13 protein-coding genes and 1 pseudogene are annotated in these 19,348 nt (G+C 53.7%); 7 read left to right on the top strand and 7 right to left on the bottom strand.

Features of this window, described 5'->3' with window-relative positions; translation table 11 throughout:
* The first annotated feature begins 14 nt into the window (after nt 1-14).
* From ABC395_RS15710 to ABC395_RS15695, 4 genes are all read left to right on the top strand, one after another.
* Nucleotides 15-944: an ABC transporter permease gene (locus tag ABC395_RS15710; RefSeq protein ID WP_413004523.1), complete on the top strand. Its 930-nt coding sequence runs from the start codon at nt 15-17 to the stop codon at nt 942-944.
* 39 nt (nt 945-983) lie between these two features.
* The gene (locus tag ABC395_RS15705; RefSeq protein ID WP_413004521.1) at nt 984-1,940 is read left to right on the top strand and encodes a carbohydrate ABC transporter permease; all 957 of its coding nucleotides are present in this window, start codon (nt 984-986) and stop codon (nt 1,938-1,940) included.
* A 90-nt stretch (nt 1,941-2,030) separates the two neighbouring features.
* A complete protein-coding gene (locus ABC395_RS15700) occupies nt 2,031-3,524 on the top strand; it encodes an ABC transporter substrate-binding protein (RefSeq protein ID WP_413004520.1) in 1,494 nt (497 codons plus the stop codon).
* 394 nt (nt 3,525-3,918) lie between these two features.
* Nucleotides 3,919-6,576, top strand: coding sequence for an endo-beta-N-acetylglucosaminidase (locus ABC395_RS15695; RefSeq protein WP_413004518.1), 2,658 nt, complete (start codon nt 3,919-3,921; stop codon nt 6,574-6,576).
* 303 nt (nt 6,577-6,879) lie between these two features.
* Here ABC395_RS15695 and ABC395_RS15690 read toward each other — a convergent pair whose 3' ends face one another.
* The 3 genes from ABC395_RS15690 to ABC395_RS15680 form a co-directional block, all read right to left on the bottom strand.
* Complete coding sequence (locus ABC395_RS15690) at nt 6,880-7,602, bottom strand: DUF6483 family protein (RefSeq protein WP_413004517.1); 723 nt, start codon at nt 7,600-7,602, stop codon at nt 6,880-6,882.
* A 56-nt stretch (nt 7,603-7,658) separates the two neighbouring features.
* Nucleotides 7,659-8,648, bottom strand: a complete 990-nt coding sequence (locus ABC395_RS15685; RefSeq protein ID WP_413004515.1) for a YpdA family putative bacillithiol disulfide reductase — start codon at nt 8,646-8,648, stop codon at nt 7,659-7,661.
* Nucleotides 8,649-8,910: 262 nt separating this feature from the next.
* Entirely contained in the window at nt 8,911-10,365 is a 1,455-nt protein-coding gene (locus ABC395_RS15680) for a SulP family inorganic anion transporter (protein ID WP_413004513.1), read from the bottom strand.
* Nucleotides 10,366-10,713: 348 nt separating this feature from the next.
* On the opposite strand from ABC395_RS15680, the gene ABC395_RS15675 reads away from it, so the two are divergent.
* Nucleotides 10,714-11,946, top strand: a complete 1,233-nt coding sequence (locus tag ABC395_RS15675; RefSeq protein WP_413004511.1) for an aminopeptidase — start codon at nt 10,714-10,716, stop codon at nt 11,944-11,946.
* An 82-nt stretch (nt 11,947-12,028) separates the two neighbouring features.
* Here the strand turns inward: ABC395_RS15675 and ABC395_RS15670 are convergent.
* A pseudogene (locus tag ABC395_RS15670) lies at nt 12,029-13,173 on the bottom strand (IS3 family transposase).
* 145 nt (nt 13,174-13,318) lie between these two features.
* Complete coding sequence (locus ABC395_RS15665; RefSeq protein ID WP_413004509.1) at nt 13,319-13,492, bottom strand: hypothetical protein; 174 nt, start codon at nt 13,490-13,492, stop codon at nt 13,319-13,321.
* Nucleotides 13,493-13,692: 200 nt separating this feature from the next.
* Between ABC395_RS15665 and ABC395_RS15660 the strand changes: the two genes are divergently transcribed.
* Both ABC395_RS15660 and ABC395_RS15655 read left to right on the top strand, forming a co-directional pair.
* Nucleotides 13,693-13,968, top strand: a complete 276-nt coding sequence (locus ABC395_RS15660) for a HesB/YadR/YfhF family protein (RefSeq protein WP_413004507.1) — start codon at nt 13,693-13,695, stop codon at nt 13,966-13,968.
* A gap of 37 nt (nt 13,969-14,005) precedes the next feature.
* Nucleotides 14,006-14,707, top strand: a complete 702-nt coding sequence (locus ABC395_RS15655; RefSeq protein WP_413004505.1) for a PIG-L deacetylase family protein — start codon at nt 14,006-14,008, stop codon at nt 14,705-14,707.
* A 132-nt stretch (nt 14,708-14,839) separates the two neighbouring features.
* Here ABC395_RS15655 and ABC395_RS15650 read toward each other — a convergent pair whose 3' ends face one another.
* On the bottom strand, nt 14,840-17,467 hold the full coding sequence (locus tag ABC395_RS15650) for a PAS domain S-box protein (RefSeq protein ID WP_413004503.1): 2,628 nt from the start codon (nt 17,465-17,467) through the stop codon (nt 14,840-14,842).
* A 151-nt stretch (nt 17,468-17,618) separates the two neighbouring features.
* The gene (locus ABC395_RS15645) at nt 17,619-19,142 is read right to left on the bottom strand and encodes an MDR family MFS transporter (RefSeq protein ID WP_413004501.1); all 1,524 of its coding nucleotides are present in this window, start codon (nt 19,140-19,142) and stop codon (nt 17,619-17,621) included.
* Between the last annotated feature and the right edge of the window lie 206 nt (nt 19,143-19,348).

The following is a 19,348-nucleotide window of genomic DNA, read 5'->3' as shown; positions in this document are numbered from 1 at the left end:
GAGGGAAAAGCGCCGTGCCTGGCATCGTGAAAAGTTTAGTGAGAAACCGGGCGTTTCTCTTGTTGGTGCTGCCGGGAGCGATCTGGTTTATTATTTTTGCCTACCTGCCCATGTTCGGTACGATCGTGGCGTTCAAAGACTTTCGTATTCACCCGGACGGCTTTTTTGCAAGCGTTTTTAACAGCGAATGGGTAGGGCTCAAAAACTTCGAGTTCCTGTTCTCCACCAACGACGCGTATATCATCACACGCAATACGATTTTGTACAATCTGGCTTTGATTTTTTTGGGCCTGGTCTGTGCGGTCGGTTTCGCGGTCGTCATGAACGAGCTGCTGAACAAACGGCTGACCAAAGTGTACCAGACGGCCATGTTTATGCCTTATTTCCTGTCCTGGGTTATTATCAGTTACTTCGTGCTGATTTTTCTCAATATGGAAAAGGGCGTGTTCAACCAGATTCTCGCGTATTTCGGAGCCGATCCCGTCAACTGGTACAGCGAACCGAAATATTGGCCGTACATTCTGATTTTTATGGGCATCTGGAAAAACATCGGCTACGGCAGCGTCGTCTATCTTGCCGCAATCGCGGGTATCGACCGCTCGTATTACGAAGCCGCCATGATCGACGGAGCCAGCAAATGGCAGCAGATCAAGTACATAACACTTCCGCAGCTAAAACCGCTGATGATTATTTTGACCGTGCTGGCGCTTGGCGGCATTTTCCGCTCAGACTTCGGCTTGTTCTTCCAGGTAACGAAAAACTCGGGTGCTTTGTATCCGGTTACAGATGTGATCGACACGTTCGTTTACCGCGGACTGACGGTTATGGGCGATACGGGAATGAGTACGGCTTCCGGGCTTTATCAGTCGGTTGTGGGTCTGATTCTGGTTCTGACGGCCAATTATGCGGTGCGGAAAATCGAAAAAGAATATGCCGTTTTTTAAACGTAAAAGCGGTAAAGATCCGGCTAGGGGGTGCCAGCAATGTCAGACTTGAGCGGATCGGTTAAGGCAGGAACGACGGCGCAAGCCCGGAAGGGCGGGAAGCCGAAAGATTTGAACGCGATTTCTCCCTTCTGGAATTTCGTATTCTCGACCGGCGTGGGTTTGTTCGCTTTGTCCTGCGTGTTTCCGTTTCTGTTTATTATTATCATTTCGTTCACCGACGAAAAAACACTCGCAATCGAAGGCTTCAGCCTGGTGCCGAGCCGGTTGAGTACAGCCTCGTACCGGTTTCTGATGAACTCGGGGCAGCAATTGCTCCAGTCGTTCGGCGTCACGCTTCTGGTGACGGTGCTGGGTACACTGCTGACGCTGTATCTCGTCGCCACGTATGCGTACGCTTTATCGAGAAAAAGCTTCGAGCAGCGGAGATTTTTCAGCTTTCTCGCTTTTTTCACGATGCTGTTCTCGGGAGGTCTGGTGCCTTCGTATATCGTGGTCACCCAGTTTCTCCATCTGCGCGATTCGATATGGGCGCTCATACTGCCGTCCGTGCTGAACGCTTTCTACATTCTTGTGATGCGGACGTTCTTCTCCACGACGGTGCCGGACGCTATTGTAGAATCGGCCAAAATCGACGGAGCGACCGAATTCGGCGTATTTACGCGGATCGTGCTGCCGATTTCACTGCCGGGCATTGCGACGATCGGTTTGTTCAGCACACTCGCGTTCTGGAACGACTGGTTCAATGCGCTGCTTTATATCGACAAGCCGACGCTGATTCCGCTTCAAACGATGCTGATGCGCATTCAGAACAACATGGATTTTGTCGTTCAGAACAGCTCCAAGGTCGTGTCGTATGATATTGCGGCCTCGCTTCCGACAGAAACGGTGCGTATGGCGATGGTCGTGCTGGCAACGCTGCCGATTGCGCTCGCTTATCCGTTTTTCCAGAAATATTTTATTCAGGGGCTGACGATCGGATCGGTAAAAGAGTAGGCTTCACGCCTTCTTCTTTACAAGGCCGGGGGAACGGTCATACCTATAAAGAAAGCGTTATCATTATGATTTTGTCAGGAGGAATCAGGAATGGCGGGAAAAAAAGCGCTTCTGTTTATGCTCGTACTTATGCTGGCATTCGGATCTTTGCTCGCAGGGTGCGGAAGCAAAAGCGAAGGCGGAGACAGCAAGCAGGGAGCCGGCGATTCGACCGAGAAGGAAGTTAAGTTGAAAGTGTACCTGATCGGCGGTCCGCAGCGGGATTTGCCTAAAGTCCAGGAAGAGATCAATAAATATGTGAAGGAAAAGATTAACGCCACGCTTGATATTACGATGATCGACTGGGGCGATTATTCCAAACGGATGCAGGTGCTTTCCGCGTCGGGCGAAAATTTCGATATCGCCTTCACGTCCTCGTGGGCGTTCGAATACCGGACAAATGCGGCTAAGGGCGCGTTTATGCCGCTGAACGACCTGCTCGACAAATACGGCAAGGGCATCAAGGAAGAGCTTGATCCGCGTTTTCTCGAAGGAACCAAAATCGACGGAAAGAACTACGCCGTTCCGGTCAACAAGGAGCTCGGCGAGCAGTGGGTATGGCGCTTCAACAAGAAATACGTGGACAAATACAAGATCGATATAACCAAAGTACGTACTCTTCAAGACCTGGAGCCGTATCTGAAGCAGATTAAAGAAGGCGAGCCGGAAGACATTACCCCGCTTGCCGTGCCGAAAGGGTTCAAGCCTTATATTCCGTATGACTTTATTCTCGGAGACGAATTCCCGGTCGGAATGAAGATCGGGGACAACGCTTCGGATTTCAAATTCGTCAATATTTTGGAAACCCCCGAGCTGAAAACTTCTCTGGAAACGATCCGCAAATACTACCAGGCGGGATATTTGCGCAAGGATGTCGCCACGCTTGACGGCATCGACAATATCAAGACGGGCAAATGGTTCGTGGACCGCGAAATCACGCAGCCATACGCGGATCTGGGCTGGTCCCGGAGCGCAGGCTACGACATCGTGTCGACCCCGATGCAGGATCCGGTCGTGTTCACCGGCTCGGCTTCCGGAGCCATGCACGCGATCTCGGCAAACTCCAAAAATCCGGAGCGCGCCATGATGTTCCTGAATCTGCTCAACACGGACAAGTATTTGCGCAACCTGTTCAGCTTCGGAATCGAAGGCACCCACTACAAGAAAGTGTCCGACAATGTCATCGAAGATCTGCCCGCTATGAAAGACGGCTTCCAGATGCCGGGCTTCGCGCTCGGAAACATGTATCTGACGTACCTGCACAAAGAAGAACCGGCCGACAAGTGGGAAGCGTTCAAGAAGTTTAACGATTCGGCGAAAGTGTCGCCGACGTTCGGTTTCAACTTCGACGTCGATCCGGTCAAAACCGAAGTGGCGGCCATCTCCGCCATCTCCCGGGAGTTTTACCCGGCCATTATGACAGGGTCCGTAGATCCGAGCGAATATTTGCCGAAAGCGATGGAAAAAATGAAGGCCGCCGGCCTCGATAAAGTCATCGCCGAAGCTCAAAAACAGTTTGATAAATGGAAAGCGGAGAAGAAGTAAGAGCACCTTCTCCTTATAAGAAGCGGCCGCGGTCGTGATATTCCTCTCTCATTTAAGCAGATAGTGTGCGAAAAACGTACTATCGTTTACCTGAAGCGGCGATGTCAGACATGCTGTCGCTTTTTTTGCATGGATTCCGTATTGCGCTGACAGCGTGAAGGAAATTTCCGCCAACCGTATTTAATATGTACATGCAACCTTTAATTCGTCCACTAGGAACGGAAATAATCCCATTGTTATAATGAAAGCGTAATCATTGCCAAGCCGGAGACAAACGGGAGGGAAATTATTCAGAATGCTCATCCGGCAGCGGGAGCGGTCCGGCGCGTCATTCTCAAAGGGTTGTTGCCATCCCGCTGCCCGCGAAAGTCTCAACATACATAGGAGGTCACAAATGAAAAAGATTGGCGTCAGTCTGGCCGTATCCATCACGGCGTTCGCCGCAATGGGTTTATCCGCATCCGCGGCGCAGCCTCATTCCTCGTACTGGTATCCGGAGCAATTGCTGAAATGGAGCCCGGGTTCCGATCCCGACGCGAAGTTCAACCGCGGCTCGATCCCGCTGCAGGAACGCTTTACGGGCGACAAGGTGAACGCAAACGCGTCCAAGGAGCCCAAAATCGTGGCGCTTTCCGCGCTTAATGCGGGAACGAGCGGCGTTCCTTCCCAAGGTTCCGACAAGTTCACGGCCAATACGTTCGGATATTGGCAGTATGTGGACAAGCTGGTCTATTGGGGAGGCTCCGCCGGAGAAGGCATCATCGTGCCTCCGAGCGCCGATGCGATAGACGCCGCCCACAAGAACGGCGTGCCGATCATGGGCACCGTCTTTTTCCCGCCGAGCGTGTACGGGGGCAAATTCGACTGGGTGAAGCAGACGCTCCAGCAGAAGCCGGACGGGTCGTTCCCGGTGGCCGACAAGCTGATCGAGGTGGCGAAAACGTACGGTTTCGACGGCTGGTTCATTAACCAGGAAACCGAGGGCGGAACCCCGGCCGATGCGCAGAAGATGAAGGAGTTCCTGACCTATCTGGAAGCCCGCAAATCCGCGTCCATGCAGATCATGTGGTACGATTCGATGACCAAGGACGGCTCGATCAACTGGCAGAACGCGCTGAACGACAAGAACGAGATGTTCCTGCAGGACAAACGGCAGAAAGTTTCGGACAGCATGTTCCTTAACTTCTGGTGGAGGGATCTGGCCGGCTCGGCCGCCAAAGCGAAAAGCCTGGGCCGGAGTCCATACGAGCTGTTCGCGGGCATCGATGTCGAGGCCAAAGGCTACGACACCGGCATCCAGTGGGACATGCTGTTCCCGAAAGGCAAGCCGGCGGCGACTTCGCTGGGCATTTACCGGCCGGACTGGGCGTTTAACAGCGCGGAGAGCATGAAGGATTTTTTCGCCAGGGAGAATAAATTCTGGGTCGGCCAAAACGGTAATCCTTCCGACACGGAGACAAACCTTGCCTGGAAAGGAATGGCTCATTACGTGGCCGAGCAATCCCCGGTCAACAAGCTGCCGTTCGTGACTCATTTCAACACGGGAAGCGGGCAGCAGTACTACGCGGACGGCAAACTTGTGCGGGATAAAGGATGGAACAACCGCAGCCTGCAGGATATTTTGCCGACCTGGCGCTGGCTGGGGGAGAGCAAAGGAACGGCGCTTAAACCGAGCCTCGACTGGTCGGACGCTTATTACGGCGGCAGTTCGCTCAAGGTGGAAGGAACGCTGAGTCCGGCCAATGCGACGACACTCAAGCTGTACCGGACGGACCTGACCGTCGAACCGGCCACTAAACTGTCGATTACGTATAAAACTTCGCAGAAGCCGGGAATGAAAGTCGCCTTGACTTTTGCGGGGCCGAAGGAAGAAGTCGTTTATCTGGACGTGCAAAATACTATTCAGCCGGGCTGGACGACCGAAACGTTTAACTTGACGCCTTATAAAGGAAAAAAAGTAACGTCGATTTCGCTGGTTTTCGACTCGAAAGAAACGATTCCGGCTTATGCGATCAACATCGGCAAGCTTTCGGTGAGCAGCGTGAAAGAGGAGATGCAGGCGCCTTTGCCGGCCGTTAAAGATCTGAAGGTAACCGGCTCCGATTTCCGCGACGGCATTTACGGAGATGCCCGCCTGGAATGGACGGCTCTGGGCAAGGATGTGAAGCAGTATGAAATTTATCGCGTGCTTCCGGACGGTAAAGAGGAGTTCATAGGAGCTACTCCCAACAACGTTTACTATGTTCCCGAGATGAAAAGAAGCAATAAAGAAGACACGACCGTACTGAAGGTGGTCGCGGTCAGCGGGCAGTACCGGGCAGGGCAGGCAGCGAAAACGGCGATCAACTGGCCGGCTTATCCGAAACCGGAGGCCCGTTTTAAAACGGACAAAACGCTTGTCGCTCCCGGTGAGCAGGTGAAGCTGATCGACCAGTCGACGGAAGTCACCGAACAGTGGCTGTGGACGATCGAGGGAGGAAGCCCTTCCGCAAGCACCGACAAAGAGCCGGTCGTCACGTTTGCCGAGGAAGGAACGTACAGCGTCACGCTTACGGCCAAAAACAGCTCGGGCCAAGACTCCGTGACTAAGCAGGCGCTTATAACCGTCCGCAAAGACGCGGGTGCGGCCGCTAACCTGGCGCTGGGCAAAACCGCCCATGCGGACAACATCTGCGGTCCCGCCGAAGGAGCGGCAAACGCGGTGGACGGCAAGGTGACCGGCAACAGCAAATGGTGCGCCTTGGGCAACCTGCCTCACTGGCTCACGGTGGACCTGGGGGCGGAGAAGACGATCAGCGGATTCGTCCTGAAGCATGCCGAAGCGGGCGGCGAATGGGCAGGGTTCAACACGAGCGACTACACCGTGCAGGTGAGTGCGGATGGCGTTACGTGGACGGATATCCTGGAAGTTAAGGGGAACCGTGCGGGTGAAACGCATGACGCGGTCGCGCTGGTGAAGGCGCGCTATGTTAAGCTGAACATTATCAAAGCGAGTCAGGGCGGAGATACGGCGGCCCGGATCTACGAATTCGAAGTGCGGGGACTCCAGTAAGCAAGCCGGAGTCTGACGGATTTGATAAGCGGCCGTAAGAAGTACGGAAGAAGTACGGAAGAAGTACGGAAGAAGTACGGAAGAAGACGGCAAGAAAGCGGCAAGAAGTAAGGCAAGAAGTACGGAAGAATTACGGAATGAAATACGCCATGAAGTACGGCAAGAAAAAAGACCGTTTCGCCAGCCTGCGAGGCTGTACGGAACGGTCTTTTTTTCGGGGAAGCGCTCTGCCGCTGCTCTGCCGCTGGGGCGCCGGGCGCCGTGGCGCTGCGAGAGCAGAGCGGCCGGTAGCCAGCCGCCGGGTCAGCCGCTGCTCTCCGCGCTCCCGGCGGCGGCGCCTGTCCCGCCAGCCGACAGCCCGGGCCAGGCGGCCTGCCACTCGCGCAGGCCCGCTTCGACTTCGTCGCGGGGAAGCTTGCCCGCTTGCAGCTCGTCGTCGCTGCAAGCGAGCAGCCGCCGGTAGAAGGCGGCGCCCCACCCGGGAAGATCGGCGTCTTCCGGGGCACCTCTGCCTTTCAGCTCATAGAGCAGGTTCTCCGCTTCGTCATAGCTTCCGGCAGCGGCGCAGTACTCCATGAGCTTGAACAGGACATGCGGAGGCTGGCGGTACGCTTTCAACCGGTGGTTCAAGTAGGCGATCTCTGCATGAAGGGAAATATCGTCCGATTCCGCACCCAGCTCGGCCGCCGTCAAATAAAAATACAGCGCATTGACTCTGCGCTGGTAAGCTTCGCGCTCTCCGGACATTTCTTCGTAAATGTCCGCTTCCTCGCGGAGCAGCTTGGCGGCCGCCAGAAGCTTCTCGCCGCTCAGCGAGGCCCCCGTCATCAGCATGCGCAGGGCGTCTTCCTCCGGAACGGAGCCGAGAAGCTTGGACGGAGGAAGCTGCATCCGTCCGTACAGCTCGCCAAGTGCGGCCAGCGCTTCCGCGTGCTTTTTCTCTTTGCGCAGCTTGAGGATACGGGTGGCAATCGCTTCGGTCATCTGCGTGATCATCGTCAATAAGTAATCTTTCCGTTCGAACAAGCCGGTTCCTCCTTATCGCTTCGGCGCTTCTGCCAGGCAGCGGCAGCCGGGGTGATTTAGCTGTTGGCTTCGTTATCCCGCTTCGAGGCGATATGCCGCGCGATGGCCACGCCATGCTTGCGGCCCGTCTCGATGAAAATTTCATTGGCGTTGTGGCCCGAAGCGATAACGCCGGCGACATACAGACCCGGCACATTGGATTCCATGGTCTCTGGATCATAGAGAGGCTTCAGATGCTCGCCTTGAAGCTCCACGCCCGATTCGATCATCAAGGTCCGGTCGGGCCGGAAACCGGTGAGGGCGAGGACGAAATCGTTATCGAGTACGGTTTGCGTTCCGCCGGTGTCGACCGTTACCGACAGGTCGTCGATCTGTACGACACGGGAAGAGTAAAGCATGCGGATATGGCCCTTGGCGACCATACTCTCGAAAATTGGTCTCACCCAGGGCTTGATGGACGGAGACATCTGCTCCTGCCGGTATACGACCGTAACTTCCGCGCCGACGCGCATCAGATCGAGAGCCGCATCGATGGCTGAGTTGTTCCCGCCGATAATGGCGACCTTCATATTCGTATAGGGATGTGCCTCCCGGTAATAATGGGTTACTTTCGGAAGGTCCTCTCCCGGAATTCCGAGCAGGTTCGGCGTATCGAAATAGCCGGTTGAAATGACCACATGCTTCGCCTCGGTTTCGATCTGCCGCCCGCCGCGGTTTACGGAAGTGACGATAAAACGGCCGTCCTTCTTACGGATGGAAGTGACTTCTTCGTAACTCCGGATGTTCAGATCGAAATGTCGGGCAACGTTGCGGTAATAAAAAAGGGCTTCCTGGCGGCTGGGCTTGTCGCTGGGCGTCGTAAACGGGATATCGCCGATTTCCAGCAGGTCGGGCGTACTGAAAAACTGGAGATGGGTCGGGTACAAATAAATGGAATTCACGATGCAGTGCTTCTCGATTACGAGCGCGGGGATGCCCGCTTTCTTGAGTTCGACGGCAGCCGAGATTCCGCAAGGACCGGCTCCGACAATGATGACTTCTTCCATAAGATGGTGGCCTCCTTCCGTCACAAATGAAGACAGGCGTAAATATTCCTACTTGCGTCTGACAGTAAGCAGCGACGGTTTTTATTCCATAGTAACGCAATCGGAGATAAAAACACAACCGGAGGGCAGGATGCTTGTTCCGGCGTTTTTTGCGGCTTATTGAATCAGAGCCGGGATTGGGCGGGTAAAAAAAGCACGTTCCGGCGGGGAACGCGCCCATGTACAAGACGGGGCGGTTCCTTACTGCCGGAACGTGCTCTGTTTAGCCGTGTCCGCCCGGGGCCGAAAGGCCGGCCCGCTCCACGAGCCGGCGGCTCTCTTCATTGAGCCCCGTGACGGATACGTGTTTCTGGAGAAGATCGTATTTCTGTACCACTTTGGAAATAGCCGTGACGGCCGAATGATCCCATACGTGGGAATGGGAGAAGTCGATCACGATCCGCTGCGGATCGTTCATATAGTCGAACTGCTCGATGAAATGCGTCATGGTGCCGAAAAACATTTGTCCGGATACCGTATATGTTTTGGTACCGGCGGCATCCACACTTGCCGTCGTGCGTATTTTGGCCATTTTCCAGGCGAAAACGACCGCGCTGATCAGGACGCCCGCGAATACGCCTTTGGACAAGTCGTGAGTGGCGACGACAATCGCTACCGTGACGATCATAACGAGCGCATCGGACAGCGGAATTTTCGCCAGCTGGGGAATGGACTTCCAATCGAACGTACCGATGGAGACCATGATCATGACGCCGACGAGAGCGGCCATCGGAATCTTCTCGACGACGGGGCCGAGCACCAGGATCAGGAACAGAAGGAACAGACCGGCGACCAGCGTGGACAACCGGGTCCGTCCGCCCGACTTGACGTTGATGACGGATTGTCCGATCATGGCGCAGCCCGCCATTCCGCCGAAGAAGCCGGTTACGACGTTAGCGACACCCTGACCGCGGACTTCGCGGTTTTTATCGCTCGGCGTATCGGTCATTTCATCGAGGATCGTGGCCGTGAGCAGCGATTCGAGGATGCCGACGAAAGCGAGAGACAGGGAATACGGGAAAATGATTGTCAGGGTTTCCCATGTAAACAAGACTTGCGGCACATGGAACAAAGGTAGCGAACTGGTGATCCGGCCCATGTCGCCGACCGTATTAACCCCGATCCCGAAAGAAATGGTGACGATGGAAACCAGGATAATGGCCGCAAGCGCGGACGGAAACGCCTTCGTGAATCTCGGCAGGATGTAAATAATGGCCAGTGTGACGCCGACGAGCGCGTACATGACCCAGCTTTGACCGGCAAAATGAGTAAGCTGCGCCATAAAAATAAGGATCGCAAGCGCGTTTACGAACCCGGTCATAACCGATTGGGGCACGAAGCGGACCAGTTTGCCGAGCTTAAGCAGACCGAGAATATATTGAAGAATTCCGGTCAGAACCGTCGCGGCGAACAGGTACTCCAGGCCGTATTGTTTGACAAGCGGAGCCATAACGAGCGCCATCGCTCCGGTGGCTGCCGAAATCATGCCGGGTCTGCCTCCGAAGAAAGAAATGACGAGCGCCATTGTAAACGAAGCGTACAATCCGACCATGGGATCGACCCCGGCGATAATCGAGAAAGCGATAGCTTCCGGAATAAGCGCCAGCGCTACCGTAATCCCGGACAAAATGTCGCTGCGCGGATTGGAAAACCAGGTTCTATTCAGTTGTCTAAACAAGTTGATAATCCTCCTCTATTGTAGGTTCAGCAGATGAATAGGGTGACTTTCCACTCTCAGGAAAGTCGGGGCCGTTGATCACTACAAGACATTATAACGAAGAGGGGAGAGCGTTTCATTTGGAAAAAGGCGGATGATAACGCTTAAATCATCCTTTTCCTCTTGATTTCTTACTTTTTCGAAAAAATAAAGACTTCTTATAGATGATTGGCATGCCTATGTGGGCATAACGGAATAGGGGAAAGAAATTCAGCCGATGCTTCGTTATTTGGAGCGGACTTTCTTTTTTGGAGGAGGAGGAGTAGAGTAAAAGGGTGCTCAGTTATCATTTACATAGGGGGTTCCTTCATGACATCATTCCAGAAACAGCTGGAGAAATATGCCGAACTGGTCGTAAAAGTAGGCGTTAACATTCAACCGGGACAGATCTTGTATATCGAATCACCGATCGAAAGTGTGGAATTTACGCGTCATGTCGTGAGAAAAGCTTACGAAGCGGGGGCCAAATTCGTTGAGGTTAACTGGAGCGATGAGCAGACGACACGCATCCGGTACGAATCCGCGCCTGACGAGTCGTTTGATTTCTATCCGGAGTGGACGGCGAGAATGATGGAGCAGCTGGCCGAAGGCAACGGGGCTCTGCTGAATATCAAGGTGCCGGATCCGGAACTGTTCAAGGGCATCGATACGGGCAAAATATCCCGTGCCGGCAAAGCGGCTTCGATCGCAAGACAACGTTTCCAGAGTTATGTGCGCAACCATAAATTCAGCTGGTGTCTTGTCAAAGCGCCGACTAAAGCATGGGCGGACAAAGTATTCGCCGACTTGCCTGAGGACGAGCGCGTGTCCGTCATGTGGGATACCATCTTTAAAATGAACCGTGTCGACAAGGACGACCCGGTCGCCGCCTGGAAAGAGCATATCGCTCAATTGTCCGAGACGCATGAGCGCCTGACCGGCAAGAAGTACCGCCGTCTTCATTATAAAGCGCCGGGAACGGATCTGACCGTTGAGCTGCCCGAAGGCCACTTGTGGCTCGGCGGCGGGGGCGAAAACGAGCAGGGCGATTATTTCGTCGCCAATATGCCGACCGAAGAAGTGTTCACCATGCCGAAGCGCGACGGAGTCAACGGAACCGTATCGAGTACAATGCCACTGAACCTGGGCGGCCGTCTGGTGGATAAGTTCAAGCTCACGTTCAAGGACGGAGTCGTGGTCGACTATACGGCCGAAGTCGGGCAGGAGCATCTCAAATCCCTGTTCGAAACGGACGAGGGAGCGAAGCGTCTCGGAGAAGTGGCGCTGGTGCCGCACGATTCGCCGATTTCGAATTTGAACCGGATCTTCTATAACACCGGTATCGACGAGAACGCGTCCTGCCATTTTGCGGTCGGTAGCGCCTACCCCTTCACCCTGGAGAACGGGACCAAGATGAGCCAGGAAGAACTGCTGGCGAGAGGCGCCAACGTGAGTCTGACGCACGTCGACTTTATGGTCGGCTCCGCCGAACTCGACATCGACGGGGAGCTCGCGGACGGTACGATCGAGCCGGTGTTCCGCAAAGGAAACTGGGTAAAATAAAGAATATTCCGCGTAAAAAAGCGCCGGGGGACTTTGGGACTGACCCCCGTTTGTGAAACAGGGATCAAAACACCTTTCAAGTTTAAGCAACCAGTTGCCGAAAATGAACCGGTGACTGGTTGTTTAGTTTTGTTTGAATGCGAATTGAGTTATAGTAAGTTATGTAATCTCGAATGGTCTGCTCGACGATTGCCGTCGTCGTGCAGGTTAAACCTTCGAGATAGAACGTTTCAGACTTTAGCGTGGAATGAAACGATTCGATGGGGGCATTATCAGCGGGCGTACCCTTGCGGGACATGCTCATGGTAATGCCTTTTCCCTTTACAGCTTCTTGGTAGGCCTGAGAGGTGTAGACGCTGCCTTGGTCGCTATGGAGCATGGCGCCCGACAGAATGGGCAGTTGACCCAGCGTGTCCAGGACAAACTCAGTGTCTTGCTTGTCAGATATACTCTAGGCCACAATCTCTCCGTTAAACAAGTCTAAGATGCTCGACAGGTATAAGGTTTTTCCGCCAAACGGCAAATACGTAATGTCTGTTACGAGTTTTTGCATAGGAGCATCGGCCTCAAACTGACGTTTTAACAAGTGTTCTGCGATGTAAGCTGGCTGCCCTGTAGATTTGCGTTTCTTTACTCTGGCACGACATTGCAGTCCCTCTTGCTGCATCATACGCTGCACACGTTTGTGATTTATACGTTGCTCTGTGCGAAGGAGCGCGGTGATCTTCCGGTAACCATATCGAAATTTATGATGAATGCAAAGTTCCCGGATTTTCTCCACCGTTGGTTCTGGAACTTTTGCTTCCACAGTTGCTTTCCAACGATAATGGGTAGCTCTTGCAATCCCAAGCCACGCACAAGCCTGTGTCACCGTAGCTTCTTCTCGAGTGGACTCGATCCAAGCAACGACGACCTCGGGTTTCACCTCCTTTCCAACTCCGTGTACTTTTTTAGCAAGTCCAATTGCTGCTTTAAAAACCGGTTTTCTGCCTGTAGTTTTTCTAACTCTGAAGAATATGCCGGCCCCTTCCCGTAGCTATATTGCTTCCCCACAGGCTGCTCAAGCCGATGCACGTCACCTTCCCGATACCACTTCATCCACGCCTTTAGCTGTGTCTTATTCCGTATCCCGAGTTGCTCCATGACCTCTTTAACCGGAACTCCTTCTAATCTCATTTCTATGGCTTTCATCTTAAGTTCGAATGGGTAGCTGACTCTTGTTGCCAATGCAAAAACACCTCCAAGGTTGTCCCCATATCTTACGATATGGTTGAGTTCTCTTGAAGGTGTTTTAATTTGTCTCACGCTTTGGGGTCAGTCCCTTTTCAGTCCCGGCGCTTTTTTTATTTCACTGCCGCATGGGCGGTCGTCCTTATAAATTGCGGCTGTTCTCATCCTGATGGGTGCCGCTGATTTCGTTGCGTGTATTCCACTTCTCGGCCTGAGGCTCGATGTCCTGTTTGCGGTCCACCTTGTGCTCCTGCTCGGGAGAATTGCGGTCGGGATTTTTCTCGTTGCGAACTTCTTGTCCTTTGGGTTGTTCCATGTCCATTCCCTCCTAAATGTGTCGGTTATGTATACATACCCCTACCGGAGCCTGGGAAAACAAGCGATATTTGCCCCGTGCGGCCGTGTAAGGTTTATAATAAGGAGGAAGGCGGACCGGACGGTCCGGAACGAAATTGCGTACATAGTCGACTCATCGTGAACACGGTTCAGGAGAGTCATCGGGAGGAGGAGCCGAGCATGCAAATTAAGATCACGGAAACCGCAGCGGATCTTTTCAGGAAAGACTGGGGATTCGGCGATGGGGATCAAGTGCGCATTTTCGTGCGTTACAGCGGCGGTGGCGAGGATGCCTTTACATTCGGAATCATCAAAGATGCTCCGCATTACCCGGCCGTTACGGCCGAAGCCGGAGGCGTCACCTTTTTTATGGAGGAAAACGATGTCTGGTATCTGGATGGCAAAGACCTTCACGTAGACGGCATCGCCGAAGAAATCGTTCTAAAACGATTGTGAAAAGTTTAATCTCATAACCGGAAGGAGTCGGATACATATGGCCCCTGTAGTCGCTTTTATATATGCGCATCCGGACGACGAATCGTTCGCGAGCGCCTGCCTGATCCGTTCTTTGGCGGACCGGGGAATACGCACCGTCCTGCTGTCGGCTACGCGCGGAGATGCGGGTAGACCGGGACCGCTCGGTCCCATGTCTCCGGAGCAGCTATCCGCCGCGCGGGAGGCAGAGCTGCAGACCGCCTGCGATTTGCTGGGCGTATCGGCCGTGAAGCACCTCGTGCTGCCGGACGGCAAGCTGGCCGCGCTGGACAGGGCGGTGCTGGCGGATGCGGCGGCGGAATTTCTGAACGAAACGGGAGCTTCCGTCGTCGTGACCTTTCCGGCGGACGGTATTAGCGGCCACCCGGATCACATCGCCGTTCATCATGCCGTAAACGAGGCCGTTCTCGGCGGACGGTGTCCTCACGTTCAGAAATTGTATTACAACCTGCCCTTCGCGGGCGTAAAGGAGGACGAGCCTTCCGTAATCAGGCTCAAAACCGCGCCTTACTGGAAAATCAAAGCCGGGGCTCTTCTGGCGCACCGGTCCCAGCAGTTCTCCGTGGAGAAAGCGTTCGGCCCGAGCGAAACGCTCCCGGAGAACAAAGCGTTTCCTTACGAAAACTTCCGGCTCGTCTGGCTGCGGGGCGAGTTAAATCCGCTCCGCATAGAAGAATCCGTACTGGACGGTTTAATGTAGCGGCAGACGATTCGCCGCTTCCGGCGGCTCAAATCGCCTGTTCAACCAAGCGCCCAAAAGTCAAAAAAGCTCCGTACAAGCTGTATGCAGCCTGTACGGAGCTTTTTCTGTACGAATCGGGGGATGCCGGTACTACGCCTGCCGGAAAGAGAAGAATTTGTGGATCGTATCGTTGACGGTCCGGCTGAATATCGGTTTGCTGATATAGTCGTCCATGCCGGCGGCGAGACATTTTTCCCGGTCGCCTTTGAGTGCGTTTGCCGTAACGGCCACGATAATCGGATACTCTTCGGGTTTGAGAGCTTCCTTGATCATCTGTGCCGCATCCAGGCCGTTTATTTCCGGCATATGCACATCCATAAACACGAGATCGTAACGTTCGGTCAGCGCGGCTTCGACGACCTCGCTGCCGTTGTCCACCACGCGGACGGTATGGCCTTGGTTGGACAGCATTTTGACCAGGACGAGCTGATTGATCCGGTTATCTTCCGCCACGAGGATTTTGAGGGAATGACCGGGAGATTTCTCCACAGTCGTATTCTCGGGGAGAGGCGTGCCAACTTCCCGGTCCAATTCTTTGAGAACAACGGTGAAGAGGAAATGAGCGCCGGATTTTTCCGGCTGCTCCACCCAGATCTCGCCACCCATAAGCTCGACGAGTTTCTTGCAGATGGCGAGCCCGAGCCCGGTTCCCTGCGTTTCGCGCGTCATGAAATTATCAAGCTGATAGAACGGCTGGAACAGCTTGTCGGTTTTCTCTTTCGGAATCCCGATTCCCGTATCCTGGACCTGGAACAGAAGCTTTACGGCTCCTTCCGACTGGGCCTGCTTTTTGACGGAAACCGTAATGCTGCCTTCACTCGTAAACTTCACGGCGTTGCCGATCAGGTTAATAAGGACCTGTTTGAGCCGTTTGGCATCTCCAAGAAGGACCGAAGGCATATTCTGGCTCATGGAGCAGGTCATTTCCAGATTTTTTTCCATCGCTTTGGACGTCAGAAGATCAACGGACTCCAGAATGCAGGAGCGGATATCAAACGGTTCCTCGGTGAGCTCCGTTACGCCCGACTCGATTTTGGAGAAGTCGAGAATATCGTTGATGATGCCGAGCAGCGTGTCGCCGCTTTTGCGGATAATATTCAAATATTCTTTCTGTTCGGAGCTGAGGGAAGTTGTTTCAAGCAGAAGGTCCGTCATCCCGATAACCGCATTCATCGGCGTACGGATTTCATGACTCATCATGGCAAGAAACTCGCCCTTGGCTTTATTCGTCGCTTCCGCGGTTTCTTTCTCGATCATCAGCTTTTTCTGTTCCCGGATATCTTTGGCGATAATGTAGTAGCCCACGTTCGTTTCGCTGATGATAATGGGAGCGATCGTTGTCAGCACTTCCACGATGTTGCCGTGCTTGTCGGTAATTTTGTCGATGCGTTTTTCGGCGGAGGTGTCCTTCAAAGAAGCTTCGAGAATATCCGTAATATTTTCCGTGCGGAAGAGCTCGGAGAATTTGGCGCCGATCATCTCGTGAACCGCGTAACCCGTCATCTGCTGTGCCATCAAGTTGCTGTTCAGAATTTTTCCTTCCAGATCGATCGACAAAACGGCGTCATGGTTGTATTTTTTCAGTGAAGTATAGCGTTCGACCGTTTCCTGGAGTTTGCGTTCCACCAGCTTGCGGTCCGTAATATCTTGAATGGTGCCGTTGATTTTAAGAGGAATGCCCTGAATAGAGTACGTGACAAGGCCGCGGATATGCAGGTATTTGTCTTCGCCGTCCTCCCTCCGGCTCCGGTACTCGAAACTGAGTTCCTTGTTTACCAAGGCCTTATCGACCTCTTCTTTAAAAGCGGGGCGGAGATCATCGCCGACCAGGCCCAGAATGCCGTGGACAGCGGCTGCTTCCGGATCCATGCCCGCCACCAGGAAGAGCTGGTCCGAGAAAAAGATCTCGCCGCTTGAAATATCCCATTCCCAGCTCCCCATCAAGGCGATGCGCTGGGCTTCCGCGATAAATTGTTCGTTCTTTTTGCGGTCCGAAATTTCTTGTCCTATCCGCAGAAAAAGTTCTTCACCGCTGTCGCCGATCACCGTCTTGACGCTTAAATCAAACCAGAGCTGACGGCCGTCTTTGTGAATCATTTTGATTTGCCGCACGTTTTCTTCGCCGGCGGCGGAAGGGGACGGCTGAATTTGTAAATGGGAGGGAGAGACATAAAGCACATCCTCGTTATTCCCGATAAGCTCATCGGGCGAATAGCCCAGTATCCGCCGGATGGACGGCGAGCAGTCCAGAATCGTTCCGTCCGGGGCCGTATAATAGAAAATATCCCGGGAATGTTCGGAAAGGAGGCGGTACTGCAGCTTCATTTTATTCCAAGCTTGGGCGTCTTCAAGGACATGTGAAAGCTCGGACGCCTCCAGGACATAATAGTCGGGAGTACCGGGTGGGTTCCCGCTCAGACGGCTCTTTGTAAGCAGGACGGGGACTTCCCGTCCGGATTTATGAACAAAGCGAAGGGTTTGTACATGTCTGCCCGATGCGGACGCCGTTGCCGGGGCCTCGTCTCTCCGGTCGTCCGGGTGGATAAGATCTTTTATAGTGAAGCGGGCGAGTTCCTCGGCAGAATAGCCGCAAAGCCTGCACCAGGGCTCGTTTACCTGAATCCAGACACCGTCGGGGGAATATAAAGCAAAGCCGTGTTCCGCATGCGTAAATAAATAGTCCGCGAGGGACTGGGGATTAATTTGCAGACCGGTCATGTAAGTTACCATCTCCTTGAGACTGAATAAAATGTGTTTCAAAATTAATCCGTTGGGTTTATATACCCGAATTTTAACGAATGAAACAGACAAATTTCAACAAAAAAAGATGAGCAGCCATCCCGGCTGTTCATCTCCATTTATTACCCGGTCAGGAAGGCTGTCCGGTTTTTTCTTTGGCGGGTACGACGCGGGCGTTCCCCATAAGAAACACGATAATTACGGCCAGAACGATCGGAATGACGGCGGCCATGAAGGTGAAGGCGATCGACTCGGACAAAGCATGAATGATCTTGTTTAAAATCTCCGGCGGAATCAGGGCGCGCTTGTCCGCCTGGAAAATTTGCTGCGGATTGCTCATATCGATTCCGCTCATTCCGCCGCCGTTCATTCCCTGGAAGGCGGCCTGGATTTTGTCGGTAAAGACGTTCGACTGAATGCTGCCGAAAATCGTAATGCCGATCGTCATTCCGAACGATCTCAGAAACGAGTTCGTGGAAGTCGCCGTGCCGCGGTACCGGGGTTCCAGGTCGTAGGTGGAAGCGGTAGGCAGCAGGGAGAACGAGAAGCCTACGCCGAAACCGGCAATGATCATAAACACGGTCAGAAGAGCCCGGCTCGTTTCCGGCGTCAGCCCTCCAAGGAGGTACATGCCGACGAGGAACGAGAAGACGGAAATAATCATCAGATTCCGGAAGCTCGTTTTCGTCTGGAAAATACCTCCTATCGCGCTGCCCGCCACGCTGCCCAGCATCATCGGCGTCAGGATAAGGCCCGCGTTCGTCGCGGAACCGCCGAAGACGGCCTGTACATAAATGGGGATATACACCGTCAGAATAATGAAGGTGGCCCCGTACAGCAGCGCCAGAAGCTGGGAAGTCGCGAACAGGCGGCGCTTGAACAGCCAGAACGAGATGATCGGGTCCTTCGCTTTCCGTTCGATGATGAAGAAGAGGATGAAGAACACGGCAAAACCCGCAAACAGGCTTACGATCGGAACGGAATCCCAAGCGTATTTCTTGCCGCCGAGCTCAAGGGCGAACATAAGACTCACGACCGCGACGACAAGCGTAATCGCTCCCCACCAGTCGATGCGCTGCTCGACATGCTGCGGAGATTCCTTGTAGGCGCGCATAATGAGCAGCAGCGATACGAGGCCGATCGGCAGGTTGACGTAGAATACCCAGTGCCAGCTTATGTATTCCGTGATATAAGCGCCGAGCAAGGGGCCGAGTACGCTGGCCGAGCCGAATACCGCACCCAGCAGTCCGGTCATTTTACCGCGTTTCTCCGGCGGGAAAATATCGAATACGATCGTGAACGCGATCGGCAGCAGCGCGCCGCCTCCGATTCCCTGAATCGCCCGGTAGATGCTGAGCTGCACGATGCTTTGGGCTATGCCGCAAAGGGCGGAGCCCAGCAGGAAAACGATCAGCCCGAAAATAAAGAAGCGTTTGCGCCCGTACATGTCGGACAGCTTGCCGAAGATCGGCATCCCGGCCATCGTGGTTACCATGTAGGCGGAAGTGACCCAGACGAATTTGTCGAAGCCGCCCAGGTCGGAGACGATGGTGCCCATGGCTGTAGCGACAATGGTGTTATCCATGGCCGACATCAGGATGGCCAGCAGCAGTCCCGCAACGACCTTGTTAAGATGGTTGTCTTTCTGAATCAAGGGGTAATCCTCCTCTGAATAAGTTTCGGTCCAAGATTAACGATCCTTCTTCGGCGTCTGGAAGACATCTCCTTTGCAAAAAAAGGTTTATTCGTTAAAATAATAAACATCCCGTCAACCCAATTATCTTGATTTTCAAGATAATTTCTAGTTTATGAGGAGGAATTTTACTTGTCAAGCGTTTTACCCGACTATGAAGAGAAAGT

The sequence above is a fragment of the Paenibacillus canaveralius genome (assembly GCF_047238265.1).
In the GTDB taxonomy this organism is placed as follows: domain Bacteria; phylum Bacillota; class Bacilli; order Paenibacillales; family NBRC-103111; genus Paenibacillus_F.
Note: the sequence above shows the minus strand (reverse complement) of the source record. Positions and strands in the feature narration are given on the sequence as shown.

Excerpts from the sequence above, each read along its gene's own strand:
- ABC395_RS15705 (WP_413004521.1), top strand. The coding sequence starts at position 984 with ATGTCAGACTTGAGCGGATCGGTTAAGGCAGGAACGACGGCGCAAGCC.
- ABC395_RS15700 (WP_413004520.1), top strand. The coding sequence starts at position 2,031 with ATGGCGGGAAAAAAAGCGCTTCTGTTTATGCTCGTACTTATGCTGGCA.
- ABC395_RS15695 (WP_413004518.1), top strand. The coding sequence starts at position 3,919 with ATGAAAAAGATTGGCGTCAGTCTGGCCGTATCCATCACGGCGTTCGCC.
- ABC395_RS15685 (WP_413004515.1), bottom strand. The coding sequence starts at position 8,648 with ATGGAAGAAGTCATCATTGTCGGAGCCGGTCCTTGCGGAATCTCGGCT.
- ABC395_RS15675 (WP_413004511.1), top strand. The coding sequence starts at position 10,714 with ATGACATCATTCCAGAAACAGCTGGAGAAATATGCCGAACTGGTCGTA.
- ABC395_RS15665 (WP_413004509.1), bottom strand. The coding sequence starts at position 13,492 with ATGGAACAACCCAAAGGACAAGAAGTTCGCAACGAGAAAAATCCCGAC.
- ABC395_RS15660 (WP_413004507.1), top strand. The coding sequence starts at position 13,693 with ATGCAAATTAAGATCACGGAAACCGCAGCGGATCTTTTCAGGAAAGAC.
- ABC395_RS15655 (WP_413004505.1), top strand. The coding sequence starts at position 14,006 with ATGGCCCCTGTAGTCGCTTTTATATATGCGCATCCGGACGACGAATCG.
- ABC395_RS15650 (WP_413004503.1), bottom strand. The coding sequence starts at position 17,467 with ATGACCGGTCTGCAAATTAATCCCCAGTCCCTCGCGGACTATTTATTT.